The following is a 24,108-nucleotide window of genomic DNA, read 5'->3' as shown; positions in this document are numbered from 1 at the left end:
GCATGCGACAGCAACTCGACCTCGGTGCCGGCCGCGCAGTGCTGCTCATGGACTCCATCTCACTGCTTACTCCGGGGGATGAAGGTGCCATCGTCGTGAGCGCATCCCACGGTGGAGTCTATGTGGGGGAGCTCGCCGCGCCCTACGCGCTGAAGCTCGTTACTTTCAACGATGCGGGGATCGGCAAGGACTCGGCGGGGACGGCCGGCCTGAAGATCCTCGAGCGGTCGGGCATCGCTGCCTGCACGTGCGCGAGCACTTCGGCGCGCATTGGTGACGTCGACGATCACTGGAGGAACGGGGTTGTGTCGGTCGTCAACGAACACGCGGCGGGCATCGGGATTCGGGCAGGTATGACGCTGCGCGAAGCCGTCGACCGCGCGGCGTCAGTCGCCGCCTAGGCCGTCTGCGTCTCCGACAGCATCAGGGCTGCCACCTCGGCATCGTATCGATCGAAATGAGCATCGACCGACTCCTTAGCCGCGGTCGGATTCTGGGCCAGCACGGCGTTCAGAATCGCTTCGTGAAGCTCGATCATCAGCTCGTGCTGGTGAGGTATGCGTTCCAGGATTTTGCGTCGCTCGGCAAACGAACGTCGTAGCGGAACGCCGAGAGCGTCGGCGAAAAAGACGATCGAGCTGTTCCCTGAGGCCTTCATGAGTGCCGCATGGAACTCGAAGTCGGCCTGCTCGACGGCAGCGTTGGACGGCGATTCCCGGATCACGTCCATCGCAATCTGCATTTTCGCGACGTTCAGTCGATCGATCCGCTGCGCGGCCTCGGCTGCGGCCTGGCGCTCGAGCGCCGTGCGGACCGACTGCAACGACTCTGTGGTGTGGTCCGTAAGTTGAAGGCCGATGTCTAGGGCATTCCCGAGGCGGTTCGCGTCCAGCGGTTGTACGAACGTTCCCTGTCCACTGCGTCGCTGGATGACGCCGAGCGCCTCAAGCAGTGTCAGACGATCGCGGAGCAGCGTCCGCGAGACGTTCAACTCCTCCGCGAGATTGCGCTCGGTCGGAAGCCGCCCGCCGATGCCGGTACGCACGATCAGATCAACGAGCTGTGAAGTTATCGGGTCCTCAGTATCCGGAATGCGCCCGCCTCTTGCGTCGACAATGCTCGGCTCGTACATGTGCCCTCCGCTCCCTATCCTTCGCGCATCCTCGCGCCCCGCCGACGATGGGAATGGTCATACCTGTAGGCCCTCTGGTATCACCAGTAAGCTGAGCCTACCAGCACGACCATAGCGGTCGCTGCGCGTCGACGAAGAGGACTCATGACGATGTCGGGAATAGCTGAAGGACGCTGGCGCGGCCCCTCGCTCGGCTGGGGGATCGTCGGCGCCGGCGGGATCGCGCGTCGTTTCGGCACGGCGCTGAGATCGCAGACCGCCCGGAGGCTGGTGGGCGTGAGCGGGCGAGACCCAGCGAGGCTCGCCTCCCTCGCTCACGATCTCGAATGCAGTTCATTGACCTCGCTCGACGCGCTTCTCGAGGATGACGCCGTCGACGTCGTCTATATCGCGGTTCCGCACCACGCCCACGCCGCTCTGGCGGTTCGTGTGTTGCAAGCAGGCAAGCATGTGCTCGTGGAAAAGCCCTTCGCGACGACGGAGGCGGACGCTGCGGCGATCGCTGACGAGTCACGAGCGCGCGGGCTCCTCGCGATGGAAGCGATGTGGACGCGATATCAGCCGATCGCCGACGTCTTGCGCGACCTCCTCGAGCGATCGGCGATCGGCGACGTCATCGAGGTATCGGCCGACTTCGGGTTCCACCTTCCGTTCGACGCATCGCATCGTCTTTTCGATCCCGCGGTAGCGGGCGGGATAATCCTCGACGCTGGGGTTTACCCGGTGTCGTTCATCTCTTCAGTCATTGGCGTGCCCGAGTTGGTCGGCACTGCGGGCACGATCGCGTCGACCGGAGTGGAGGACACCGCGTCGATCCACCTTCGAAGGGAATCAGTCGTGGCGACTGCATTCTGTACGAGCCGAGCGCCGACGCCGGTCAGGGCGACGATCATCGGAACACAAGGAACGATCGAACTCGCGCCGCCGTTCATCGCTTCGCCGTCCATCTCGCTCCGCACGGGCGGCGGGTGGGGCTCGCCGGGCGAGGCGGAGCAGTGGCAAGCGCCCCGGACGGAGTCCGTGTACGACCTGCTCGGCTGCGAAGCCGACGCTCTCGCCGCATTCGTCGGGCAGGGACTCACAGAATCGCCGATCCATACCCTCAACGAGACCGTCGCGATCGTGGGTGTCCTCGAGCGCGCGCGCGCCACGATACTTTTCGATGGTGAGGCTGCGGCCGACAGGGAGGGGAGCCCGACATGAACGGGCCCGCAATCGAGACCGTGCGTCGGATGTACCAGGCAGAGCGTGATCGCGACATCGACGCGTGGGTCGCCCTGTGGGATAAGAGGGGGTGCTTTACCTACCCGGCATTGGGCGACGAAGCGACCGTCCGCGGCATCGACGAGCTGAAGGCGGCAACGCTCGAGAAGTTCCGTGTGCGTCCGGCATACGAGATCGAGCACCAGCTCGAGTTGCTCGGAGACGCGTCGAGAGTACTCTCCCGCCTCACGCTGACGTTTCCCGGTGAACGGTCGTTTCCGGTCTGGTGCGTGTTCTCTATGACCGAAGACAACCTCATCCTGGAAGTCGCGGAGCTGTTCGACTCTGGTCGGATTCCGGGGTCCGTGCCTCTCAGCCGGCGATAGATCAGTTCGAGGTTGCGTCCGCGGTGGCGATGACGAACCCGCTGAGGATCGCCCGTCCATCCGACCGATTCCGCCACGTGTGACGGGTGCCCCGCTGGACGATGGTGTCACCGGGTTCGAGCACAACCTCCCCGTCATCTAGCACACAGATCAGCGTCCCCTCGATGAGCGTGAACACATCGAGGGACGCGGTCGAATGGAATCCGTCACCGCCGCCGTGGGCCGTCCGGTCCTCGGCCCACGTCGAATCAGGCGGGAACGCAACGGTGAATGCCTTGACCGCGCCGGGAGCGGGGAAGTAACGGTCGCCTTCTGCTGCGCTGTCCGAGAGTGCCGTGATCGGAAGGGTTTCCGTCTCCCAGAGGGTGTTCAGCGTGGCGACTGGGGAAACGAAGCGCTGAGTGGCGACGGAGTCGCTGGCGACGGTCGACCGCCCTCGTGCGTCAAGGCCGGTCACCACCACTCTCGCGCCGTGATCAGCGACCGAACCTTCGTTCGGATCGATGGTGGCCGCGGAAACTTCGCTGCCTTCGCGCATGCCTGCTCCTTCTTCCTGTTCGTCGCACGGGGCGCCGGATCCCAATCGAGTGGTCTAATGATATCAATGCCTGGTACTACCTTTATTGCCATAGGTATGACACAATAGTCAGGCAGTAGCAGAGTTCGATGGCGGCACCGCCTTCCTGCGAAGCAAATCAGCAACGACGCACCCAGGAGCACTCAATGAAGAAGACCCTCTCTTTCCTCGCCGTAGTCGGCGTCGGCCTCGCCGTCTCCGCCTGTTCGGCATCGCCCGCCACGGAACCCAGCAGCGACGGGGAGATCCGCATCGCTGGGGTGTACCGGAACACCGTCGACGCCTACGTCGCATCCACGATCTGTGCGGCGACAGACGAAGCGGAGAAGCTCGGGGTCGATTACGAAGTCTTCTCGATCGCCACGAATGACAACACCCAATTGACGCAGACCCTCGACGCTGCGCTGCTCACGAACCCTCAGGGCATCATCTTCGCGCCTGCCGACTCCACCACCTTCTCGTCCAGGATTGCGACGATCATGGCGGACGGCATCGCGGTCACGGGAGAGAGCCCGCAGTCTCCGGACACTGTGTGGAAAAACATCATGTCCAGTCAGGACGGGAGTGAGTTTGCCGGCGAACTCATCGACAGTCTCGCCGACGTGAAGGGCAAGGCGGTCATCCTGAACGGTCTTCCTTCGGAGAGCGCGAGCTGGGAGCTCGATCGGTACGGGGCGATCCAGGAGGCCTTGCAGGAGTCCAACCCGAACCTGGAATGGCTCCCCGACCAGATCGACAACTTCGATGTCGCCAAGGGAACGCAGCTCATCAGCGGTGTCATCCTGGCGAACCCCGATCTGAAGTTCATCATCGCCTCCTCAGGCCCGGGGGGCCAGGCCGTCGCCGCGGCCGTCGAGCAGGCCGGCAAGGCAGGAGAGATCACGGTCCTCGGATTCGACGCTGTTCCGGCCGAAGTCGATGCGCTTCGACGCGGCACGATCACGGCGCTCATCGCGCAGAGCCCTGGGGACGTCGCGCGAGCGCAGGTGAACGCACTCGTCGAGTACATCAAAGCCAACCCCGACGCCGGTCCGGTGCCCGTGACGGGTGAGCCGGTGTTCACGCCACTCGGGTTCCTCACGAAGGACAACATCGACGATCCGGACATGGCGGGATTCATCTACTCCGACACCTGCCAGAACTAGCCCAGGCACACGACTTTCCCGCCCTATCGCCCGAGAGGTCCCTGTAATGGAGACAACGCAAGAACGTCCCGAGATCGCAATCGCCGGCGTCAACATCGCCAAGACGTTCGGTCACGTTCGCGCTCTGACCGACGCGAACATCACCGTCCATCACGGCGAGGTCGTCGCGTTGTTCGGCGACAACGGGGCGGGGAAGTCGACCTTCTTGAAGACTCTGCTCGGCGTCTACCGACCCGACGCGGGGCACATCGTGATCGACGGCCGGGAAGTCGAGCTCGCGAGCATCCGCGACGCCCAAGCCGAGGGTGTCGATTGCGTCCACCAGGAGCTCGCGCTCGCGCCCGATCTCTCGGTGGTCGACAACATGTTTCTTGGGCACACGGTCCGCAAGCGCGGACTGCTCGGCAGGCTCGCGATCGTGGCGCGCGCCGAGATGGAGGAGCGTGCGGACCAGGCCCTGCGAGATCTCTCCATCAAACTGCCGTCGCTGAGCATACCGGTCGGAGATCTCTCAGGTGGGCAGCGGCAGGCCGTCGCCGTCGCGCGCGCGGTGATGTGGTCGCGTAGCGCCCTGCTCATGGACGAACCGACGGCCGCCCTGGGCGCGAGACAGAGCGAGATCGTGTGCGACCTGATGCGGACGGTGGCCGCGCGAGGACTCGGCGTCCTCGTCGTTTCGCACGACCTGCCGCGAGCCATCAAGACCGCCGACCGCGTCGTCATCCTGTGGCGAGGTGAAACGGTGCTCGACACCAAGGCCGAGGACATCACGGTTCCAGAGGCCGTCTCCGTGATGGTCGGCTACCGCAAGGAGAAGGCATCATGACCTCCACCCTCACCACGGAATCCGTCGATCAGCTGGAGGATGACCGCGCAACGGCACGGCCTTCGATCCTGCGACGCCTCTTCGCTGGCAGCGCCACCTGGGTGTTCCTGTTGAACATCCTCCTCATAGGGGTGTTCACCTGGCTGTCGCCGCAGCACGTCTTCTTCTCGCTTCCCAACCTTCAGAGCCAGCTCCTGAATGGCAGCGTTGCGCTCCTGCTCGCCCTGGCCATGGCGACACTGCTATCGGCTGGCATGTTCGACCTCTCGCTCGGCTCGAACCTCGTCCTCTCATCCGTCGTCGGTGCGATCACGATGAAGTCCGTCGCGGCAACGAGCCCGAACGATGCGACGATCGCAATCCTGCTCGGGCTGCTCGCGTCGGTGCTCACCGGTATCGCGTACGGGATCGTCAACGGTGTCCTCATCGGTTACCTGCGAGTGAACTCCCTCATCGCCACCCTTGGCACGCTCAGCATCGGGCTCGGGTTCGCGCTGCTACTGACGGGCGGCGCCGACATCGCGGGGCTCCCGTCGCAACTGCAGACCGGATTCGGGCTCGCTCGGCTGTTCGGGCTGATCCCCTTGCCGGCACTCGTCGCCATCGGAGTCGCGATCGTGCTCTGGGCGATGTTCCGTTTCACGACCTTCGGGATCAACACGCTCGCTCTCGGCTCATCCCGGCTGGCTGTGGAGCGGGCAGGCTTGAAGGTCCGTCGGCAGATCGTCGGCCTGACCTCTTTCGCCGGGATGCTGGCAGGTCTGTCGGGGTTCATCAGCCTGAGTCAGTATGCGGCCACGACGACGCAAGGTCATGCGAACGACGCGCTCGCAGCGGTCACCGCGGCGGTGATCGGCGGTACTGCGCTCACCGGCGGGCGGATCAGTGTGATCGGCACAGTGTGGGGAACCGCCCTCGCGGGCATCCTCCTCGGTGGTCTGGTGACGATCGGCGTACTGCCGTTCTGGCAGTACGTGGCGGTCGGGTCCATCCTTATCATCGCCGTCGTGCTCGATCAGTTCCGTCGTCGGCAGCGGTCGTAGCGCCGAGATGCGACTCCTCGATGGTGGAAGAGTATGAGACCGACAGTCGTGCCTCGTCGCCTGGCTCCCGGCGAGACCTGCCGAGTGCGCATCTGCGATCTCGATTCGGGTACGTGCACAACAGCCTTCGAGGGCGCCGAGCTATTGCTGGAGGCGCCTAACTGGACCAGCGACGGACGGGCGCTCGTGCTCAACGGGCAAGGCCTCCTGTGGCGTCTCGACATCCCGACGGCCGACCTGACGCAGATCGAGTTCACCGGACTTCCTGAGATCAACAACGATCACGTGCTTGCGCCGGATGGAGAGACAATCTTCCTGACCGGCAATGACTTCCACCTATATAGGGCCCCCCTCAGCGGGGGGCCGGCCGTCGCGGTCACCGCCGACGGCGGTCCTTGTCGCTGGCACTTCCTCCACGGTGTCAGCCCGTCCGGAACCGAACTCGCCTACGTCGGGATCGAAGGCGAGGCCGATCAGAGAACCGCGAACATCTTCACCCTCGATCTGACGGACGGGGTTCATCGCCAGCTCACGTTCGGATCGCCCGCCAAGGACGGTCCAGAGTACTCACCTGACGGCTCCTGGATCTTCTTCAACACGGAGCAGTTCACCCACGATGACGGTCACGCGCAGCTCGCGCGGATGCGCGCCGACGGCAGCGACCTGACGCGGATGACCGACGGCCCCCGCGTCGACTGGTTCCCGCATCCCTCCCCGGACTCAAGACTGCTCGCCTACCTCAGCTACGAGCCCGGGACGACCGGGCACCCCGCCGGACGGCAGATCGAGCTCCGTCTTCTCGACCTCGAGACAATGGTCAACCCGATCACGCTCGCGGCATTCCGAGGAGGTCAGGGCACCATCAACGTCAACAGCTGGGCGCCGGACGGCCGACGGTTCGCGTTCGTCGACTACCCGATGGACGGGGCAGGCACGTGATCGCCGACCTCGACGCGCTCCCTGACATCTCGGACGAGACCGGCTATCGCCCGCTCTTCAAGCCGGACTCGCTGATGGGATGGACGGCCATCCCGCGCGTCTACGGAGACCTCTATCCAGGCGGCCCCCCCATGTCCGAGGTCTTCGCGCAGCGCGGAGTGACACCGGTCGAAGATCCCGAGGCTCATCTTCCGAGGTGGACGCTGTCCGACGGCGTACTCACCGGCGGTCAGAGTGAACCGGGGAGCGGATACGGCGGCTACCTCATCTCCGATGCGGACTTCGGCGACTTCGACTTCGCCGTCGAGGTGCGGCCGGACTGGCCCGCCGACACCGGAGTCATGCTCCGCCGCCGGCGCGACGACTGGGCGGGTTTCCAGGTGCTCGTCGATCATCGGCCGTCCGGAAGCATCGGAGGCTTCTTCGGCAACGGACTCGCGAGCTTCTCGGCAGTCCCCTTCTCGATCGACGCCCGGACGGACGAGACGGGACGGCCGCTCGGGCTGCGCGCTGACGCGCCGGAAACCAGTCTCGAGCCCGTAACGCCCGACAAGATCGCGCGGCTCTCGCTCGCGGGCTCCGTCGAGGACTTCCTCGACGCGTGGCGCTGGAAGGGGTGGAACGAGCTGAGAGTGCGGTGCGTCGGCGGCGATCTCCCGGTGATCACCACGTGGGTCAATGGCAATCTCACCGCGCAGCTGGACACCGCGACTCTCGATTCTCCGCTGTACGACGCGACGGCGGTCGCGCGCCATCTAGGTGCGCGAGGGCACATCGCATTCGAGGTCCACGACAATGACGCCGCGCTGGGCACCTCGCGCTGGGCCCCGGGAGCGGTGTGCAGGTGGCGCGGGATGCGTATCCGCGAATACTGACGCGCCTGACGACACCCGTGAGCGCGATCACTCGAGCAGGAGAACCAAGCATGACGACACGCACAGCGAAGCATCCGGCATCGTTGACTACAGGCACCGGATACTGGGCGACGGCGGAGCTCGACGAGCCACATGTACCCCCTCTCAGGCTCGCCGACGGACCTCATGGCCTGCGCATCCAGGACGACGACAATCCGGATCACCTCGGTCTGGGCCGAAGTCGGCCAGCGACGTGCTTCCCCCCGGCAGTCACGCTCGCATCGTCTTGGGACCCGGAGTTAGTCGCGGCGATCGGAGCAGCCCTGGGAAGGGAAGCCGCTGCAGCCGGTGTCGACGTCGTGCTCGGACCCGGCGTCAACATCAAGCGATCGCCTCTCTGCGGACGCAACTTCGAGTACTTCTCGGAAGACCCGCTGCTCACCGGTGAACTGGGGGGAGCGATGGTCGAAGGGATTCAGTCCCAGGGTGTGGCCGCGTGCGTCAAGCACTTCGCCGCCAACAACCAGGAGACCGATCGTCTCCGTGTCAGCGTCGAGATCGACGAACGGACGCTGCGGGAGATTTATCTCCGCGCCTTTCAGATCACGCTCAGAGATCGACCCGTCTGGGCGGTGATGAGTGCCTACAACCGGATCAACGGGGTCTACGCCTCTGAGAACCGCCGCCTGCTCACGGACACCCTGCGAGACGAATGGGGGTTCGACGGCGTTGTGATATCGGACTGGGGTGCCGTCCACGACCCGGTCTCAGCGCTGGAGGCAGGACTAGACCTGCGGATGCCCGGACAGCCGGACGACCGACGCATCCATTCGGCGCTCGAGGCCGGACGGATCCCGGGGTCCGCCATCGACGACGTCGTCGACCGCATGTCGCTCCTCGCCCAGCGAACGCGCCGCGAGAGCGTAAGTGCCGTCGACCACGCCGAACACCACGAACTCACGCGGCGAGCCGCCGGCGAGTCGGCGGTGCTTCTTCAGAATGACGGTGTTCTTCCCCTCCGGTTGGGCTCGAGCACGCGGATCGCGGTCATCGGAGAGCTCGCGACGAATCCACGGCTGCAGGGCGCTGGCAGTTCCGCCGTGCATCCCACTCGTGTCGACACCGCATGGAACATTCTCCAGAAGGAAGTGGGGGCGGTCGGAGGCACGATCTCCTACTCGCCAGGATACGACCTCGACGGCGGGGCTGCAGATCCGGCCGAACTGGCAGCCACCCGAGCACTGGTGAGCCGGTCGGACGTGTGCCTTCTCTTCCTGGGACTGCCGGCGGCGAGCGAGACCGAGGGGAGAGATCGCTCGTCGATCGATTTGCCCGAGAACCAGCTCTCATTGGTGGCTGAGCTTTCGACTCTCGACGTACCGATCGTCGCCGTTCTGAGCAACGGGTCGGTCGTGCGGACGTCGAGCTGGCGGCATCACGTTCAGGCTGTCGTCGAGTTTTGGCTCACCGGCCAGGCCCACGGCCTCGCCATCGCGGACGTCCTGACGGGCGCGGTCAACCCGTCCGGGAAGCTCGCTGAAACGATTCCGCTCCGGCTCGAGGACACACCCTCGTATCTCGCCTTCCCCGGCGAGTCGGGGTCGGTCCGGTACTCCGAGGGCGTGTATGTCGGTTACCGATACTTCGACGCGAAGGCGATGGAGGTTGACTTCCCCTTCGGACACGGACTGTCGTACACAACGTTCGGCTACTCGGACCTGCAGGTGGACGTTGGCGATCGACATGACGAGGTGGCGTGCACCGTGCGCCTCATCGTCACGAACGAGGGTCCGTGTGCGGGCGCCGAAGTCGTCCAGGTGTACTTCGCAGAGCACTCCGCGCAGGTATCCACCCCTCCCCAGCAGCTGCGAGGCTTCACGAAGGTCCGACTCGAGTTCGGTCAGAGCGCCGAGGTGGAGATCCCGATCCGCCGCGCCGACCTGGGCTACTTCAGCGAACGCAGCGGGCGGTGGGTCTTCGAGGGTGGCGTCGTAGGCATTAACGTCGGCTCGTCTTCTCGCGATATCCGGCTGTCCGCCGAGGTCGCGCTCGAGGGCGAAACGCTCCGGCAGCCCTTGAGCATCTGGTCCACCTGGGGTGAATTGCGCGCGGACGAGGGAGCCGCCGCCGCCCTCGATGCGGCGATCACTCGCGGAGGTGGCCTGCGGGGACGAGTTGCAGACCTGATCGTCGACGAGATTGGTCGTCAGTCCGTGCTCGAACTGCCGTTGCAGACACTCGTCGAGTTCCCCGGCTTCCCGGTGTCGCGCGACGACGTGGAGGCGATCATCGATCGCGTCGAGTCGTGCGAGGCGAGGGAGAGCGAATGACCAGCATGGCACCACTGACCGACGAAGCACGAGACCGCATGTTTGCCGCGATCGCGGAGCACGAGGCGGAAGAACGATCCGCGACGCTCGTGTCGTTCACGCAACGGGATGCATGGGAGTTGGGCGCCCGGGTCGTGCGAAAGTGCCTTGAGGAGTCGCATCCGGTCACCATCGACATCCGGTGTCGCAGTCAAATCCTCTTCCACGCAGCGCTCCCAGGGGCGCGTCCGGATCAGGACTTCTGGATCGCGAAAAAGGCGGCGCTTGCCGAACGCATGGCAGAAAGCAGTGCCCTGGTCACCCTTCGCATGCGCGCGCGTGGCCTCGACCCCGTCGCGATGGGTTGGCTGCCGACTGACCGATACGCACTTGCGGGTGGCGCATTCCCGCTACGCGTGGTCAGCGCCGGACTTGTGGCGGTACTTTCCGCGTCGGGATTGAGTTCTGATGAAGATCACCGTCTCGTCGCGGATGCCGTATCGCAGTTGGCGGTTGAGCAGTCCGACCGCGATGTTCGCGGATCGACAGAGAGGGCGAGTGCGTGAGTTATCGCGACCCCTTCCCGAATCCTGGCTCCTACACCGCGGGCAGCGGCGAACCGCGTCTGCGCTGGGGCATCCTCGCACCCGGGGGAATAGCCGCAGCATTCGCCACGGCACTGCGTGCTCACACCACCCAGTCCATCTCGGCGGTGGCTTCGCGTTCAGCGGAGCGCGCCGAGAAATTCGCCGCGAGGTTCGAAGTGCCTCGGTTCTTCGCCTCGTACAACGCGCTCGTCGAGGATCCTTCAATCGATGTCGTCTACGTGGCCGCGCCGGCGAGCGAGCACCGCGCACTGGGACTTCTCGCCATGGCCGCCGGCAAACACGTGGTGATCGAGAAGCCGCTCGCGATCAGCGTCGCTGACGCCGTGGAACTCGTCGCGGCATCGCGGGAGCACGGAGTGTTCCTCATGGAGGCAATGTGGACGCGGTATCTCCCGCAGACCGCTGTCATCAATGAGCTCGTGACCAGTGGCCGGATCGGTGAGCCCCGAGGGATCATCGCCGACCACTGGCAGGCGATACCCGATGACCCGAGCCACCGACTGTATCGTCCTGAGCTGGGCGGAGGGGCCCTCCTCGACTTGGGGATCTACCCCATTCAGCTCGATTCGATGGTGCTGGGAGCGCCTGATGCTGTATTTGCGACAGGCGTACTCGCGACAACGGGCGTAGACGCTTTCAGCACCCTCGTCTTGGATCATGGTGGCAGTCGGATGTCGAGCATCACCTCATCGCTTCTCGCCCGGTCCAGCGGAGCAGCGTCAATCATCGGGACCGAGGGCCGGATCGACATCGACGGCCCTGCCCACATCCCGACGTCATTCACGCTGCGGGGCATCGATCTCAACTCGCCACAGGAGAGATGGACCGACCCGTCTGGGCTGACACGCTACGCCGGACTCTCTTGGGAGATCACCGCCGCCGCAACGTTCATTGGGGACGGGCTTCGTCAGTCGCCCGTGCACACGTTGGAGGAATGCATTCAGATTCTGACCACGATCGAGATGGCCCGAACGCAACTTGGCACGGTCGGCGTCGTTGCGGAGGTCGCTCGATGAACGGTGTCCCGAACTACGCTCGACGATTCGAGGGCAAGAGCGTCCTGGTGCTCGGTGGCGGAATCGCGCGAAGCGGCGAGCACTCGAACGGAAGCGCAGCGGCGGTCGCCTACGCGCGAGAGGGCGCGCATGTAGCAGTCGTAGACCTCGTCGAGACCGCCGCTATGGAGGTCGTGCGACTGATCGAGTCCGCAGGCGGCCGCGGCGTGGCGATCCGCGCGGACGCCGGCGAGGAAGCAAGCGTGCGTGAAGCCGTCCAGAGTACGGTCGACGCGTTCGGACGTATCGATGTATTGCACAATAACGTCGGATTCCCTCTGATGGGCTTGCCGCCGGAGTTGGCGCTCGAGGATTGGGATCGTTCGTTCTCGGTGAACGTCGGTTCGGTCTTCTTGAGCAGCAAGTATGTGCTTCCGATCATGGTCGCGCAGCACTCGGGAGCGATTGTGAACATCTCGTCGCTGGCGTCCCTGCGCGAGACCGGCTACCCCTATCCCGCATACAGCGCTTCGAAAGCCGCGGTCAATCAACTGACCGTCAGCTTGGCGCTCCAGTACGCCCGATCGGGGATCAGGGTGAATGCCGTCGCCCCGGGCATCATCCACAGCCCTCTGATCTACCGCGACATCTCAGCCCAGTACGACTCCGTCGAGGAGATGGTGCGTGCGCGCGATGAGATGACACCCAACGGAAAGATGGGCACGCCGTGGGATGTCGCGGAGGCCAGCCTGTTCCTCGCCTCCGATGCCGCCGCCTTCATCAACGGCGTGATCCTGCCCGTGGACGGGGGCCAGCACATGCGCGTTAGTTGACCGGACAACTCCAGAACACAGAAGTCACGAGACGAAGGAGGCTCGACGATGAGCACGTGCACCACCAACGACGGCGTGATCCTCGAGTACACAGACTCGGGTGGGCCCGGCATCCCACTCGTGATGATCCATGGATGGGGCCAGACCCAGGAGATGTTCCGTCATCAGCTCGAGGGCTTGAGCGATTCGCGGCGGGTTGTCACCTACGACCAGCGCGGGCACGGGCGGTCAGACAAGCCACGATTCGGCTACCGCATCGCCCGGCTCGCGCAGGACTTCGCGAATCTTATCTCGCACCTCGATGTCGACACCGTGGACGTACTGGGATGGTCCATGGGTGTGTCGGTGACGTGGAGCTACATAGACCTGTACGGGACAGGATCGATCAGGAACTTCATTGCGGTCGACCAGCCGGCGGCTGTGGCCGCAGTGCCGTGGATGTCCCACCAAGAGCAGGAGGAATCGGGCGCGATATTTGGTGTGGAGGGACTCCTTGAGCTCGGAGCTCAACTCAACGGTCCAAACGGAGTCGCCGTGACTGAGGGCTTTGTCCGGAGCATGTTCTCCGGAGAGCCTCGCGACGAGGTGTGGTCCCTGGTCGCTCGCGAGATACGGACGGTGCCAGCGTATGCAGGCGTGCCTCTTCTCTTCGATCACGCGACGCAGGACTGGCGTGACGTCTTACCGAGAGTGGACGTGCCCACTTTGGTGATCGGCTGCGAGGGCAGCCACGTAGCCCCGGCATCGCAGTCGTTCATCGCGGAGAGCATCCCTGGCGCACGAACCTTCATCTTTAGTTCTGACGTGGCGAACTCGCACTTTCCGTTCCTCGAGAATCCCGAGGCCTTCAATCGGGTGGTGGAGGGCTTCCTGCCCGCGCGCTGATCGCGGGGTGCGGTTCATACGGGGCTGGCTTTCAACTTTGGCAAGATCTGGCAACCGCTTGCGCAACAGACTCAGCCATCGACACCGTAGGTGCCGGTGACGCGTTCGTAGCGGGATACCTCTCTGTCCGAGCCACGCGGGGCACAACGGGATCCGCGCTCGACCGCGCCGTGCGCACAGGCGCCGCCGTCTGCGAACTCAGCGGCGACTGGGAGGGGGCGGTCCATTTGAACGAGCTCGCGATCGGAGTCGCCAAGGAACCTGGTGACTCGTTGAGGGCGACGTCGGAGAGCGCGTTGGTGGCGCGGCGGCTGGGACGCCACTGACCCGAATCGAAGCCTCCTCCAGACCGCGGGTTGACCTTTCCTCGCCGTTGCGTGGTTGGCCGACGTGAGCACTTCGCTTCTCCAGCCAGAAATTGGCGACCGTCGGAGACGGTGGGATTCGACCTCTCGATCTCGCGTGGTTGCCTCGATTTTCAGGTCGTGATCGTGATCGACCGTGACGAGGACGTCGAATCGCCGGCCGTTCCGCGCGTTGCGGGGCGAGATCCGATGCGCCCAATGGCGCGACCCCTGCAGTCGTAGTCAAGTTGCTGGGGCCAACGAAGGGCGACGCTAGCCGTGCACGCAGTCCGTGCACACGAGCTAGGGAGAGTGAGCCTCATGTTGGAACGAGCAACGAAGCCCGTCCGAAGAACAGCTACGAGACTGACCGCCGGAGGTGTCGCTGCGGCGCTCGCGGTCGCGGGGCTAGCGCTTGCGGCGCCGGCCGTCGCTGCGGAGCCACCTGGATCCGTCACGCCGGCCACGCTCGTCGAAGTTGACAAGCCCGGCACGTCGATGATCTCGGCCGCCCCCTTCGACGTGGGCGAATACGGCTACGTCGAGCGCGAGTTCTTCGCGTCCGGTGAGGCGCACCGCTATCTCAAGGCCGACGGCAGCGTGTTCGGGGGCGGTGAGCGTCAGTCGGCCGTGCCGCTCGTCCAGGGTGAGATCGCGGGGGACTACACGACGCGTGTCGTGGTGCGCCAGCCTTCCGCAGACATCTTCAACGGAACGCTCGTCGTCGAATGGACGAATGTCACGACGGGTCAGGATGGCGAGTTCGTCTTCGGAGAGAGTCACGACACGCTCCTCACCGAGGGCTACGCCGTCGCGGTCGTCAGCGCGCAGAAGATCGGCGTCGACAATCTCGCTGCCACGCTGCCCGCGCGCTACGGCGACCTCGAGGTGGAGCCTGAGGACTGCGGTGCGGCGTGCCCGCGGGACGCGATGTCGTGGGACATCATCGCGCAGGTCTCGAAGGCGCTGCGGAGCGCCCCCTCGTCACCGTTCGCCGCTCGCGGTGTGGAGAAGATGATCCTCACCGGTCAGTCGCAGTCGGCGGCGACCACGTCGGCGTACTACAACCTGTTCCACCCGTCGCACCAGGTTTTCGACGGATTCGTGTTCTGGGACGGTGCGGTGCCGCTGCGGACCGACATTTCGACGCCGGCCGTGTCACTGTCATCCTGGACGCTCAACAGCGGTGGACCCCTGGCGGTCACGGGTAACTACACGCGACGCTGGGAGATCAACGGGTCCGCCCACGGGTCGGCGTTCGTCCACGAGTACATGGACGCCGTGTTCGTCCGCGACGGCACGCAGCCGAACGGCCAGTCATTCACGGACTGGCATCTTGGCATCGGCAATTGCGCGAGCCGTCAGGTCGGCACGAAGGTGCACGTCGGTCAAGTCATCGGCGCTGCGATCGCAGCGGTCGACACCTGGGCTCGGGGTGGGCAACCCGCTCCGGCATCCACCTTCTTCCAGCGCAACGCCGATGGAACGCTCGCGCTCGATGATCGTGGCTTCATGATCGGCGGAGTGCAGATCGCGGATGCGGCAGCGCCGGCCTGGCGCTACGAGCACAACACCGGCGGTTGGACATGCCCAGCAGCCGGAGCATGGGCGGAGTATTCCGCTGCGGAGTTGCACGAGATGTATGGGTCGCATGCGGGTTATGTGGCTGCGGTGACGGAGGTCACGGAGGCTGCGTTGGCTGCCGGGTACATTCTGGAGTCGGATGCGGAAAAGACGATCGCGGAGGCGGAGGAATCGAACGTCGGCGCGACCGATTCGGATGACTCGCAGGAGATCGAAGTGACCGTTCCGGGGGCGTCTGCGGGGGAGTTCGTGTGGTCGATCGATGGTTCGAACTCGCTCGTCCGTCTCGGTGATGCGGTGGAGAGCGGCGATCACTACGAAGCGACAGGTGAGATGAACCCGGTTCGCGTGACCGACACCCGTGCGGGCAGCCCGCAGTGGTCGATCTCGGCGTCGGTGAGTGACTTCGCGGCCGGCTCGGACTCGTTCTCGGGGAAGTTCCTCGGATGGAGTCCGAAGCTGCTCGAGTCGGGCACGCGGGTGCAGTCGGGCGCTGTCGTGGGGTCGGGCTTCGACGGCGGCGCTGGCCTGTCGGTGTCGTCGACCCTCGGCTTCGGTCAGGTCGGTCACGATCGCGCGTCGGCGGTGCTGGGCGCGGATCTGGAGCTGAAGATCCCGATCGAGGTCGGGGAGGGGACGTACTCGGCGACGCTGACCCTGACAGCGCTCAGCTGATCGGCACGCATGCCACGACAGCATGACACGGCGGTGCCTCGGGACATCCACCCGAGGCACCGCCGCACCCGCATCGAGAACAGGAACCCCATGCTCACTCCTCGCCCCTCCGTCGTGCGCGGCATCGCCGTCGTGCTCCTGATCATCGGCATGGCTGCGGCCCACGTCTCGCCGAGCTGGGCGAGCGCTGATGACGTCACATGGGGTGTCCGAACGGGCGACAACGACAACGGGACCGCCCGACAGAACTACGCGTACGAGGTCGACCCCGGCGATGTCATCGACGACACGATCGCGGTGACCAATCACGGCGCCACGTCGTTGACGCTCGCCATCTACGCCGCTGACGGGTTCACGAATTCGAGTGGACAACTCAATGTGCTCAATCCCGGAGAGGAGTCCACCCAGATCGGCGCTTGGACGACGACCGAAAGGGCGACGGTCACGCTCCAGCCGGACGAGACACAGGACGTGCCGTTCCAGGTGAGCGTTCCCGAGAACGCATCGCCGGGAGACTATGCCGGGGCCATCGTCACGTCACTCGAGACCTCGCAGGATTCCGGGGTGAGTGTCGACCGACGGCTCGGGATCCGGATCCACCTGCAGGTCGGAGGTGAACTCGCTCCCGCGATGAGTATCGAAAGCCTCACCGTCGACTACGAGGCCTCGCTCTGGCCCTTCGGCATCGGCCCGGCCACTGTGCAGATGACCCTGCGCAACACCGGCAACGCGCGGCTGGCGGCGAGAGGCACCGTCACCATCTCCGGGCTGGGGTGGAGCACCTCGAGCGAGCCGGCGGATGTCCCCGAGCTTCTCCCGGGGGAGACGTGGACGGAGACGATCGATGTCGTCGGGGTGATCCCTTCGATCTTCGTGTCGGCCGATGGCCGCCTCGTCCCTGTTCGACCGGACGGCACGGAGGAGAACGCCGTCACGGCCACTCTCGGCACCTGGGCGATCCCCTGGCTCCTGATCGGGATCGTGGCGGCCGCGGCGCTCGCCGCCGCAGCCCTCGCATGGGCCGCTCGTCGGCGTCGCCGTCGAGGCAAGGAGGCGGAGGAGAAGCGCATCGCCGATGCCGTGGAGGCCGCGCTCCAGGAGCGGGATGCCGTGCCGACTCCTCCTGCGACCAGCGGGTCGGACTGATCCGCGTCCAGCGGTGGGCGCCTGCGGCCGAACACGGCACGCACGGCAGTGCCGGCGGACTATGGGAGGACTGTCGCTCGGCTCGCCTGCAGGTAGGCGTTCATCGTCCGCCAGCGGTGGTGCCGAGCGGCGAGCTCGAGTTCGAGCGGGTCAGCGCTGCCGCGTATGAGCGCGAGCAGCTCCGTGTGCTCCTCGACGGACTGTGCTGCGCGACCCGGAACGAACGCGAAGGTGGATCCGCGCAGACCCGATAGGCGCGACCAGCCGCGCGCCACCAGCTCGAGGATGTGGGGGTTCGGGCACGGCAGGTACAGAACCGAGTGGAACTGCTGGTTCACCACCGTGAACGCCAGAGGATCGAAGTCCTCCAGAATGCCCCGCATGTGGGTATTCAGCCCCTCGGCGTGCGCCAGCTCCTTCTCGGTCAGGTGAGGCGCGGACAGCGCGGTCGCAAGACCTTCCACGAGCCCGAGCGTCTGCATCGTGTGGGCGTACTCGCCCTCGTCGATGTGGGCCACGCGCGCTCCGACGTTGTGCTCGAAGGTGACCAGTCCTTCCGCTTCCAGGCGCCGAATCGCTTCGCGAACCGGTACCGGACTCATCAGCAAGGCGTCGGCGATCGGTCCCAGCACGAGTCGATGGCCGGGGCCGAACTCGTGACTGGAGATGCGAGCGCGAATCCACTCGTACGCCTGCGTGGACTTGCTGTCGCGACCGCCGGGCTGTGTCGGACTCATCTGCCTGCCTCGGCTGTGCGACCGTCCACGACGAGGCTCCACCGAGTAACTCTCACCGGATCCTCACTTTCGCTGATCGACGTCTCGGAGTACGTTCGCCCGTCGCACATCGGCGCGTCCGCGCCGAAGTCAGCACATCGCGGAGTGATGGGTCGTGCAACCCTTCTGATTCGGTCGTTCGCCCTGGGACATCAACAGCGCACTGCAAGACAAGACCGAGCTGGCGGTGCCGGAGAGACTGTGATCTCCGAACGTTAGGAGCTCCAGATGTCCGACCCCACGCCCACCCTGAGTGACGCCGAGACCGCCGTCGACTCGACGACGTCGAAAGGCGAGGAGCAGTCCCTTCTCGACGGCGTCCAGGTGACGCCAGACGAGGGTCGCGCGATCTTCGATCCGGCGAACGGCGTGTTGGTGGGGTACGCTCCCCGACACTCCACGGCCGACTTGGATGCCGCGGTCGACGCTGCCATCGACGCTCAGCCGGGATGGGAGGCCCTCGGCCATCAGCGGCGTAGCGAACTGCTCCTCGAAGCGGCCGACGCCATCGACGCGCACGCTGAGTCGCTCGCTCGGCTCCTCTCGCGCGAGCAAGGCAAGCCTCTCAATGGGCCGAATGCGCGCTTCGAGGTCGGGGCGTGCTCGGCGTGGCTGCGCACGGCGGCGTCGATCCCCCTCGAACCGGACGTTATCATCGACGACGGCGCCGTCCACGCCGAGCTCATCTATCGGGCGGTCGGCGTCGTCGGCGCGATCGGTCCCTGGAACTGGCCCCTCATGATCACGATCTGGCAGATCGCACCTTCGCTCCGAATGGGCAACACCGTCGTGGTGAAGCCCAGCGAGTACACGCCCCTCAGCGTCCTCGCGATGCTGTCCGTCATCAATCGTGTCCTTCCGCCGCACGTGCTCATCGGCATTTCGGGCGATCGTGAGGTGGGCGCCCGCCTGGCTTCGCACCCCGGGATCGACAAGGTCATGTTCACCGGCTCCACCGCGACCGGCCGGAAGATCATCGAAGCGTCAGCGGGCAACCTGGCTCGGCTGACCCTGGAACTCGGCGGCAACGACGCGGGCATCGTTCTGCCGGGAACGGACCCCGCCGCCATCGCCGAGGACCTCTTCTGGGGCGCGTTCATCAACACAGGTCAGACGTGCGCGGCGTTGAAGCGGCTCTACGTGCACGACTCCATCTACGACGACGTCATCGATGCTCTTGCCCGCGTCGCGAGTCAGATGCCGATGGGCCCGGGGCTCGACGAGGGCAATGTGCTTGGTCCACTTCAGAACCGGCAGCAGTTCGACATCGTGAACCGTCTCGTCGAGGATGCCAAGACTCACGGCGGTCGCATCGTGACCGGAGGCTCGCCTGCCACCGAGCTCGGCGACCTGTTCTACCCGATCACGATCGTCGCCGATGTCGCGGACGGCACGGCGCTCGTGGACGAGGAGCAGTTCGGACCGGCCCTGCCGGTCATCCGCTACACCGAGGTCGACGACGCGATCGCAAGTGCGAACCGCTTGGACGTGGGTCTCGGCGCATCGGTGTGGGGCGCGGACCGCCAGGCAGCACGACGGGTCGCCCAGCGGATCCAGTCAGGCACCGTGTGGATCAACTCTCACGGCGGCGTGCACCCGATGATCCCGTTCGGCGGCGTCAAGGGCTCGGGCTACGGTCTCGAATTCGGCGTCGAGGGTCTCAAGGCCGTAGCTGTTCCTCAGATCATCAACGGCTGAGCGGAGCGCCTGACCATGACACGCACCGCAATCGTCGTCGGCGGAGGATCCGCCGGCTCCGTCGTCGCTCGACGCCTGGTCGATGCCGGCATCGACGTCACACTTCTCGAAGCCGGGGGCGAGGACACCAACCCCGCGATCCATGACCCGATGCGCATGGGTGAGCTTTGGCATAGTCCCGACGATTGGGACTACTACACGGTGCCCCAGGAGAATGCCGGAGGCCGTCGACTTCACCTGCCGAGAGGCAAGGTGCTGGGGGGCTCTCATGCTCTCAACGCGATGATCTGGGTCCGGTGCGCCCCTCAGGATTTCGACGGCTGGGCGGCGGCCGGCAACGAAGGCTGGGCATGGGCCGACGTGCTGCCCGTATACAAGGCGATCGAGACCCATTCCGGCGGCGAGTCTGAACTGCGGGGTGCTGACGGCCTTCTCCCGGTGTCCGATGACTACCCGCTGAGCCCGATCCAGGCGTCCATCATCGACGCGGCCGTCCAGGAGGGACTCGAGCACAACCCGGACTACAACGGCGACCACCTCGACGGCGTCTCTCAGCAGCAGGTGACGATGCGCGACGGTCGACGTGTCAACACATGGATGGCGTACCTCAAGCCGGTGCGGGACGCGGCGAACCTCACGATCCAGACCGAAAGTCACGTGCACTCGGTGATCATCGAGGACGGCCGCGCGGTAGGAGTCCGCTACCGCTCGGGCGGCGAGCAGCGGGAGCTTCGCGCGGACGATGTGATCCTCTCGGCGGGTGCCCTCGACTCGCCGGCGATCCTGCTGCGCTCGGGCATCGGCCCGGCCGATGAGCTCGCGCGGCTCGGCATCGACGTCGTCGTGGATGCACCCGACGTCGGGAAGAACCTGCACGACCACCTGCTCTCGCCGGTCATCTTCACGACGACGGCCAAGCCGGTCGGACCGCCGTCCCCGGGAGTGTCGGTCACGCAGACGCATCTGTTCTGGCGAAGCCTGCCGGGACTGGCGGTGCCGGACACGCAGCCGATCAACTTCTCCGTACCCATGTTCGGCGAGGATCTGGAGCCCGTGGTGGATGACGGGTTCTCATTGATGGCCGGCATCGTGTCTCCGAAGAGCCGGGGCTCCGTCACTCTCACCGGCCCGGGCCTCGACGACCCGATCGCGATCGACCTCGCGGCTCTCACCGACCCGGACGACGTGCGTTCGCTCGTGGCGTCGGTTCGTCAGTGTCGGTCGATCGGGCGACAGGATGCGCTGGCCGGCGAGTGGGGTGCGACCGAGGTCTACCCAGGACTCGACATAGACGACACAGATCTTGAGGACTACGTGCGCCGGACCGCCATCACGTACCACCACCAGGTCGGCACCTGCAGGATGGGTGTGGACGAGGCTGCAGTCGTCGATCCGCGACTCCGGGTCCGTGGCGTCGCGGGACTCCGTGTCATCGATGCCTCGATCATGCCGGTCATCACGACGGGCAACACGAACGCCCCGTCGGTGCTGATCGGCGAGCGTGGCGTGCACTTCTTGCTCGAGGAGCACGCCTGAGCTGACGACGGTGGGGCTGGACGTTTCGTCCGCCCCACCGTCTTTCAGTGATCTCGCCGGACTGCCGATGGCGGCACGCCGAAGTGGTTGCGGAACGTCCGGCTGAAGTGCGCCGCATCCACGAAGCCGTTGTCGAGAGCGATAGTCGTGACGGACCGACCTGCGAGGAGCGGGTTCATCAGATCGTCGTAGCAGCGATCCAGCCTTCTCGTCCGCACGACGGTCGATACGGTCGTGCCTTGGTCGCTGAACAGCGCGTGCAGGTGACGCACCGAGACGAAGTGTGCGGCGGCGATCTCGCTCGGGTTGAGATCTGGCTGGGTGAGGTGCTCGTCGATGTAGTCGAGGATGCGGCGCATCAGGCCGTCGTGGGACGACGTCGTCGTCGCATCGCCGAGCTCGGACTCGAGAAGGGTGCCCACCATATCGAAGGCAGTGCGGAACAGACGTCGAGCGATATGCCCGTCCACCTCACCGATCTGGTGCGTCAACGTGGAGAGATAGGGCCGGATCATCGCCCCCACTCCGTTGGCGCCGTCCAGACGCATGGCCGTGATGCGGCTCAGCAGTTCGGTCGGGATGTCGAGCAACTCGCGCGGGAACATCACGATCGACATCCTGATGTCGTCGTCGAACACGAGCGAGTACGGCTTGTCCGTGTCGTACAAGGCCATGTCGCCCGGTCTCAGCGCCGTCTCTCGTCCGTCCTGGACTATCATCCCGGAGCCGCGTTCGATCAGGGAGAACTTGAAATAGCGCTGCGCGGCGTGGGCGATGAGTGCGGGCGTGCGATGGACCGCGTGCGCGTTCGCCTGCACGTCGAAAAGGTGGATGTCTCCTGTGATGCCCGCCTCGAGGCGACCGCGGAAGCGCTCTGGCTCGTTGGCGTGCACGTCGAGCGCCACGACGGCATGGGACACGGTAGCTCGGTAGGACTCGAAGTCCTGCAGATCGACGACGCCCAGCGTCGGCGCCGTCGCGGAAATATCGGGCATTCTCACTCCATTGTGATCGCGAATCGTATACGATTCGCGCCGATGCTACCACGCGATGACTGGTATTGCGACGGTGGATTCGGGTTCTCCGTCAGCCGCGCCGGCGCCGTCGGCTGAGCGTTCGCGCAGAGGCAACTGCCCTTCACGGTGGGTCAAGCGTTCGCGCAGGCCGCTCCTTAGCCTCGAACCGAAGGTGCCGCAGCAGACCGCGTCGCCGAGGATGCAGAGTCGCACTCACCCGAGATTCGACACGCTCTGCAGCATCCTCGGACCGCGCGACGAAGGCATCTGTCGGCCATGCACCCTGACCGGTTCATGGTTCTCCCGCACTCACAACGAGAGGCAGTCAAGATGCACAAGTCGCACAAGCTGATGGGGACGATCGCTCTCGTCGCCATCGGTGCCCTCACCTTCGCCGGATGCTCTGGGGGCGGCGAAGGTGCACCATCAGACGGAGGAAACCCCGCCACCGGCGAGCCCATCGTCGTCGCAGCTCTGAGTGGGCTGACGTTCTTCCCCGAAGCACCGCAGGCCGTACAGGCCGTCTTCGACGACTACAACGCGGCGGGCGGCCTGGATGGTCGACCGATCGAGTACAACGTGTTCGACGACAAGACCGATCCGGCCGCATCGGCGACAGCCGCTCAGGACGCACTCTCTTCGGACGCCGTCGCCTTGGTCGGCGGATCATCGCTGCTGGACTGTGCCGTCAACCACACGACCTGGGAAGAGAACGACATCGTCTCGATCCAGGGCACCGGCGTCGACCCGTATTGCTTCGCCACGCCGAACATCGCCCCCACCAACACCGGACCATTCTTCGACACCTTCGCCACGCTTTACTACGGCTCAGAAGAGCTCGGCTACGAGAACATCTGCGCCGTCATCGTGCCCGATGAAGCGGCGTCGAAGGCGGCTTACGAGCAGGCTTTCGATGCGTGGAGCGAGGCGACCGGCAATGAACTGGCCTACCTGGACGCCTCGCTCGTGCGTGGTCAGGCAAGCTACGCCGGAAACGTGTCCAACCTCAAGAGCCAGGACTGCGATGCGATCTTCATGAACGAGGTGGGTGACGCGGTCATCGGGCTCCTAGGGGAGGCCTCCAACCAGGGCATCTCGCTGCCGTTCCTCGTCCTGACCTCGTGCTATTCGGATCAGTTCGCGGCATCGGCTGCGTACGGGGGCGACATCTATCTTCCGGCGGAGTGGGCGCCGTACGGCGACACCAGCATCGACGGAGTGGAGGAATGGGCACAGACGATGGACGCCCACGGTGTTCCGAAGACATCCTTCGCCCAAGGCGGGTACCTCGCGGCGCAGTACTTCATCGACATCCTCGAGTCCATCGACGGCGACATCACTCGCGAGTCCTTCACGGCGGCCGCGAAGGGGATGACAGAGCCCATCGACTCCCCAATGGCTCAGGCACCATACATCTTCGGCGACGCCGACTTCCACCAGCCGAACAACACGGCCTACCCCGTCGTCCTGCGCGCCGGCACCAGCGAGTGGGAGTCGCTCGGTCCGCTGCTCGTCGGTGACGACCTCGGATGGCAGTACACCACCGTGCCGGCCAGCTGACCTGTAGCCCAAGCGGTGCGACGCGAGGCATCCCGTCC

The 24,108-nt window shown here is 65.4% G+C and carries 23 protein-coding genes; 19 read left to right on the top strand and 4 right to left on the bottom strand.

Annotated elements, in window-relative coordinates; genetic code table 11:
* Positions 1-2 precede the first annotated feature (2 nt).
* Complete coding sequence (locus MA876_RS02245) at positions 3-401, top strand: hypothetical protein (RefSeq protein ID WP_248145674.1); 399 nt, start codon at positions 3-5, stop codon at positions 399-401.
* Here the strand turns inward: MA876_RS02245 and MA876_RS02240 are convergent.
* On the bottom strand, positions 398-1,132 hold the full coding sequence (locus MA876_RS02240; protein WP_248145673.1) for a FadR/GntR family transcriptional regulator: 735 nt from the start codon (positions 1,130-1,132) through the stop codon (positions 398-400). The genes MA876_RS02245 and MA876_RS02240 overlap by 4 nt on opposite strands.
* A gap of 144 nt (positions 1,133-1,276) precedes the next feature.
* On the opposite strand from MA876_RS02240, the gene MA876_RS02235 reads away from it, so the two are divergent.
* Both MA876_RS02235 and MA876_RS02230 read left to right on the top strand, forming a co-directional pair.
* On the top strand, positions 1,277-2,335 hold the full coding sequence (locus tag MA876_RS02235; RefSeq protein ID WP_308221630.1) for a Gfo/Idh/MocA family protein: 1,059 nt from the start codon (positions 1,277-1,279) through the stop codon (positions 2,333-2,335).
* Positions 2,336-2,364: 29 nt separating this feature from the next.
* Positions 2,365-2,721 carry a nuclear transport factor 2 family protein gene (locus MA876_RS02230; protein WP_248145672.1) on the top strand — a complete coding sequence of 119 codons (357 nt, stop codon included), beginning with the start codon at positions 2,365-2,367 and terminating at the stop codon, positions 2,719-2,721.
* 1 nt (position 2,722) lies between these two features.
* On the opposite strand, the gene MA876_RS02225 is transcribed toward MA876_RS02230, so the two are convergent.
* Entirely contained in the window at positions 2,723-3,259 is a 537-nt protein-coding gene (locus MA876_RS02225) for a cupin domain-containing protein (protein WP_248145667.1), read from the bottom strand.
* 185 nt (positions 3,260-3,444) lie between these two features.
* Here MA876_RS02225 and MA876_RS02220 point away from each other — a divergent pair, with 185 nt between their 5' ends.
* From MA876_RS02220 to MA876_RS02165, 13 genes are all read left to right on the top strand, one after another.
* Entirely contained in the window at positions 3,445-4,443 is a 999-nt protein-coding gene (locus MA876_RS02220) for a sugar ABC transporter substrate-binding protein (RefSeq protein ID WP_248145665.1), read from the top strand.
* A 46-nt stretch (positions 4,444-4,489) separates the two neighbouring features.
* Complete coding sequence (locus MA876_RS02215; RefSeq protein ID WP_248145663.1) at positions 4,490-5,269, top strand: ATP-binding cassette domain-containing protein; 780 nt, start codon at positions 4,490-4,492, stop codon at positions 5,267-5,269.
* On the top strand, positions 5,266-6,312 hold the full coding sequence (locus MA876_RS02210; protein ID WP_248145661.1) for an ABC transporter permease: 1,047 nt from the start codon (positions 5,266-5,268) through the stop codon (positions 6,310-6,312). Before MA876_RS02215 ends, MA876_RS02210 begins: the two co-directional genes overlap by 4 nt.
* Positions 6,313-6,360: 48 nt before the next feature.
* Positions 6,361-7,251 carry a TolB family protein gene (locus MA876_RS02205; protein ID WP_248145659.1) on the top strand — a complete coding sequence of 297 codons (891 nt, stop codon included), beginning with the start codon at positions 6,361-6,363 and terminating at the stop codon, positions 7,249-7,251.
* On the top strand, positions 7,248-8,126 hold the full coding sequence (locus tag MA876_RS02200) for a 3-keto-disaccharide hydrolase (protein ID WP_248145657.1): 879 nt from the start codon (positions 7,248-7,250) through the stop codon (positions 8,124-8,126). The genes MA876_RS02205 and MA876_RS02200 overlap by 4 nt, the downstream gene beginning before the upstream one ends.
* 50 nt (positions 8,127-8,176) lie before the next feature.
* Positions 8,177-10,435 carry a glycoside hydrolase family 3 N-terminal domain-containing protein gene (locus tag MA876_RS02195; RefSeq protein WP_248145654.1) on the top strand — a complete coding sequence of 753 codons (2,259 nt, stop codon included), beginning with the start codon at positions 8,177-8,179 and terminating at the stop codon, positions 10,433-10,435.
* Positions 10,432-10,980: a heme-binding protein gene (locus MA876_RS02190; RefSeq protein WP_248145652.1), complete on the top strand. Its 549-nt coding sequence runs from the start codon at positions 10,432-10,434 to the stop codon at positions 10,978-10,980. Before MA876_RS02195 ends, MA876_RS02190 begins: the two co-directional genes overlap by 4 nt.
* Positions 10,977-12,038, top strand: a complete 1,062-nt coding sequence (locus MA876_RS02185) for a Gfo/Idh/MocA family protein (protein WP_248145649.1) — start codon at positions 10,977-10,979, stop codon at positions 12,036-12,038. Before MA876_RS02190 ends, MA876_RS02185 begins: the two co-directional genes overlap by 4 nt.
* Positions 12,035-12,850 carry an SDR family NAD(P)-dependent oxidoreductase gene (locus MA876_RS02180; protein ID WP_248145647.1) on the top strand — a complete coding sequence of 272 codons (816 nt, stop codon included), beginning with the start codon at positions 12,035-12,037 and terminating at the stop codon, positions 12,848-12,850. Before MA876_RS02185 ends, MA876_RS02180 begins: the two co-directional genes overlap by 4 nt.
* Before the next feature lie 48 nt (positions 12,851-12,898).
* Positions 12,899-13,735, top strand: a complete 837-nt coding sequence (locus MA876_RS02175) for an alpha/beta fold hydrolase (RefSeq protein ID WP_248145645.1) — start codon at positions 12,899-12,901, stop codon at positions 13,733-13,735.
* Positions 13,732-14,061: a PfkB family carbohydrate kinase gene (locus tag MA876_RS19380; RefSeq protein ID WP_372491491.1), complete on the top strand. Its 330-nt coding sequence runs from the start codon at positions 13,732-13,734 to the stop codon at positions 14,059-14,061. Before MA876_RS02175 ends, MA876_RS19380 begins: the two co-directional genes overlap by 4 nt.
* Positions 14,062-14,400: 339 nt before the next feature.
* On the top strand, positions 14,401-16,338 hold the full coding sequence (locus MA876_RS02170) for an alpha/beta hydrolase domain-containing protein (protein WP_248145643.1): 1,938 nt from the start codon (positions 14,401-14,403) through the stop codon (positions 16,336-16,338).
* 90 nt (positions 16,339-16,428) lie between these two features.
* The gene (locus tag MA876_RS02165; protein WP_248145641.1) at positions 16,429-17,484 is read left to right on the top strand and encodes a WxL protein peptidoglycan domain-containing protein; all 1,056 of its coding nucleotides are present in this window, start codon (positions 16,429-16,431) and stop codon (positions 17,482-17,484) included.
* A 59-nt stretch (positions 17,485-17,543) separates the two neighbouring features.
* Here MA876_RS02165 and MA876_RS02160 read toward each other — a convergent pair whose 3' ends face one another.
* The gene (locus tag MA876_RS02160; protein ID WP_248145638.1) at positions 17,544-18,221 is read right to left on the bottom strand and encodes a GntR family transcriptional regulator; all 678 of its coding nucleotides are present in this window, start codon (positions 18,219-18,221) and stop codon (positions 17,544-17,546) included.
* A 267-nt stretch (positions 18,222-18,488) separates the two neighbouring features.
* On the opposite strand from MA876_RS02160, the gene MA876_RS02155 reads away from it, so the two are divergent.
* Both MA876_RS02155 and MA876_RS02150 read left to right on the top strand, forming a co-directional pair.
* Positions 18,489-19,958: an aldehyde dehydrogenase family protein gene (locus tag MA876_RS02155; RefSeq protein WP_248145636.1), complete on the top strand. Its 1,470-nt coding sequence runs from the start codon at positions 18,489-18,491 to the stop codon at positions 19,956-19,958.
* Between the two features lie 15 nt (positions 19,959-19,973).
* Positions 19,974-21,494, top strand: coding sequence for a GMC family oxidoreductase (locus MA876_RS02150; RefSeq protein WP_248145635.1), 1,521 nt, complete (start codon positions 19,974-19,976; stop codon positions 21,492-21,494).
* 44 nt (positions 21,495-21,538) lie between these two features.
* Here the strand turns inward: MA876_RS02150 and MA876_RS02145 are convergent, their stop codons facing one another.
* Positions 21,539-22,489 carry an AraC-like ligand-binding domain-containing protein gene (locus MA876_RS02145; protein WP_248145634.1) on the bottom strand — a complete coding sequence of 317 codons (951 nt, stop codon included), beginning with the start codon at positions 22,487-22,489 and terminating at the stop codon, positions 21,539-21,541.
* Between the two features lie 351 nt (positions 22,490-22,840).
* Between MA876_RS02145 and MA876_RS02140 the strand changes: the two genes are divergently transcribed.
* On the top strand, positions 22,841-24,070 hold the full coding sequence (locus MA876_RS02140; protein WP_248145633.1) for an ABC transporter substrate-binding protein: 1,230 nt from the start codon (positions 22,841-22,843) through the stop codon (positions 24,068-24,070).
* Positions 24,071-24,108 lie beyond the last annotated feature (38 nt).

This window comes from Microbacterium aoyamense (genome assembly GCF_023155855.1).
Lineage (GTDB): Bacteria > Actinomycetota > Actinomycetes > Actinomycetales > Microbacteriaceae > Microbacterium > Microbacterium aoyamense.
The sequence above is the reverse complement of the archived record's forward strand: the minus strand, read 5'-3'. Positions and strand labels throughout refer to the sequence as shown.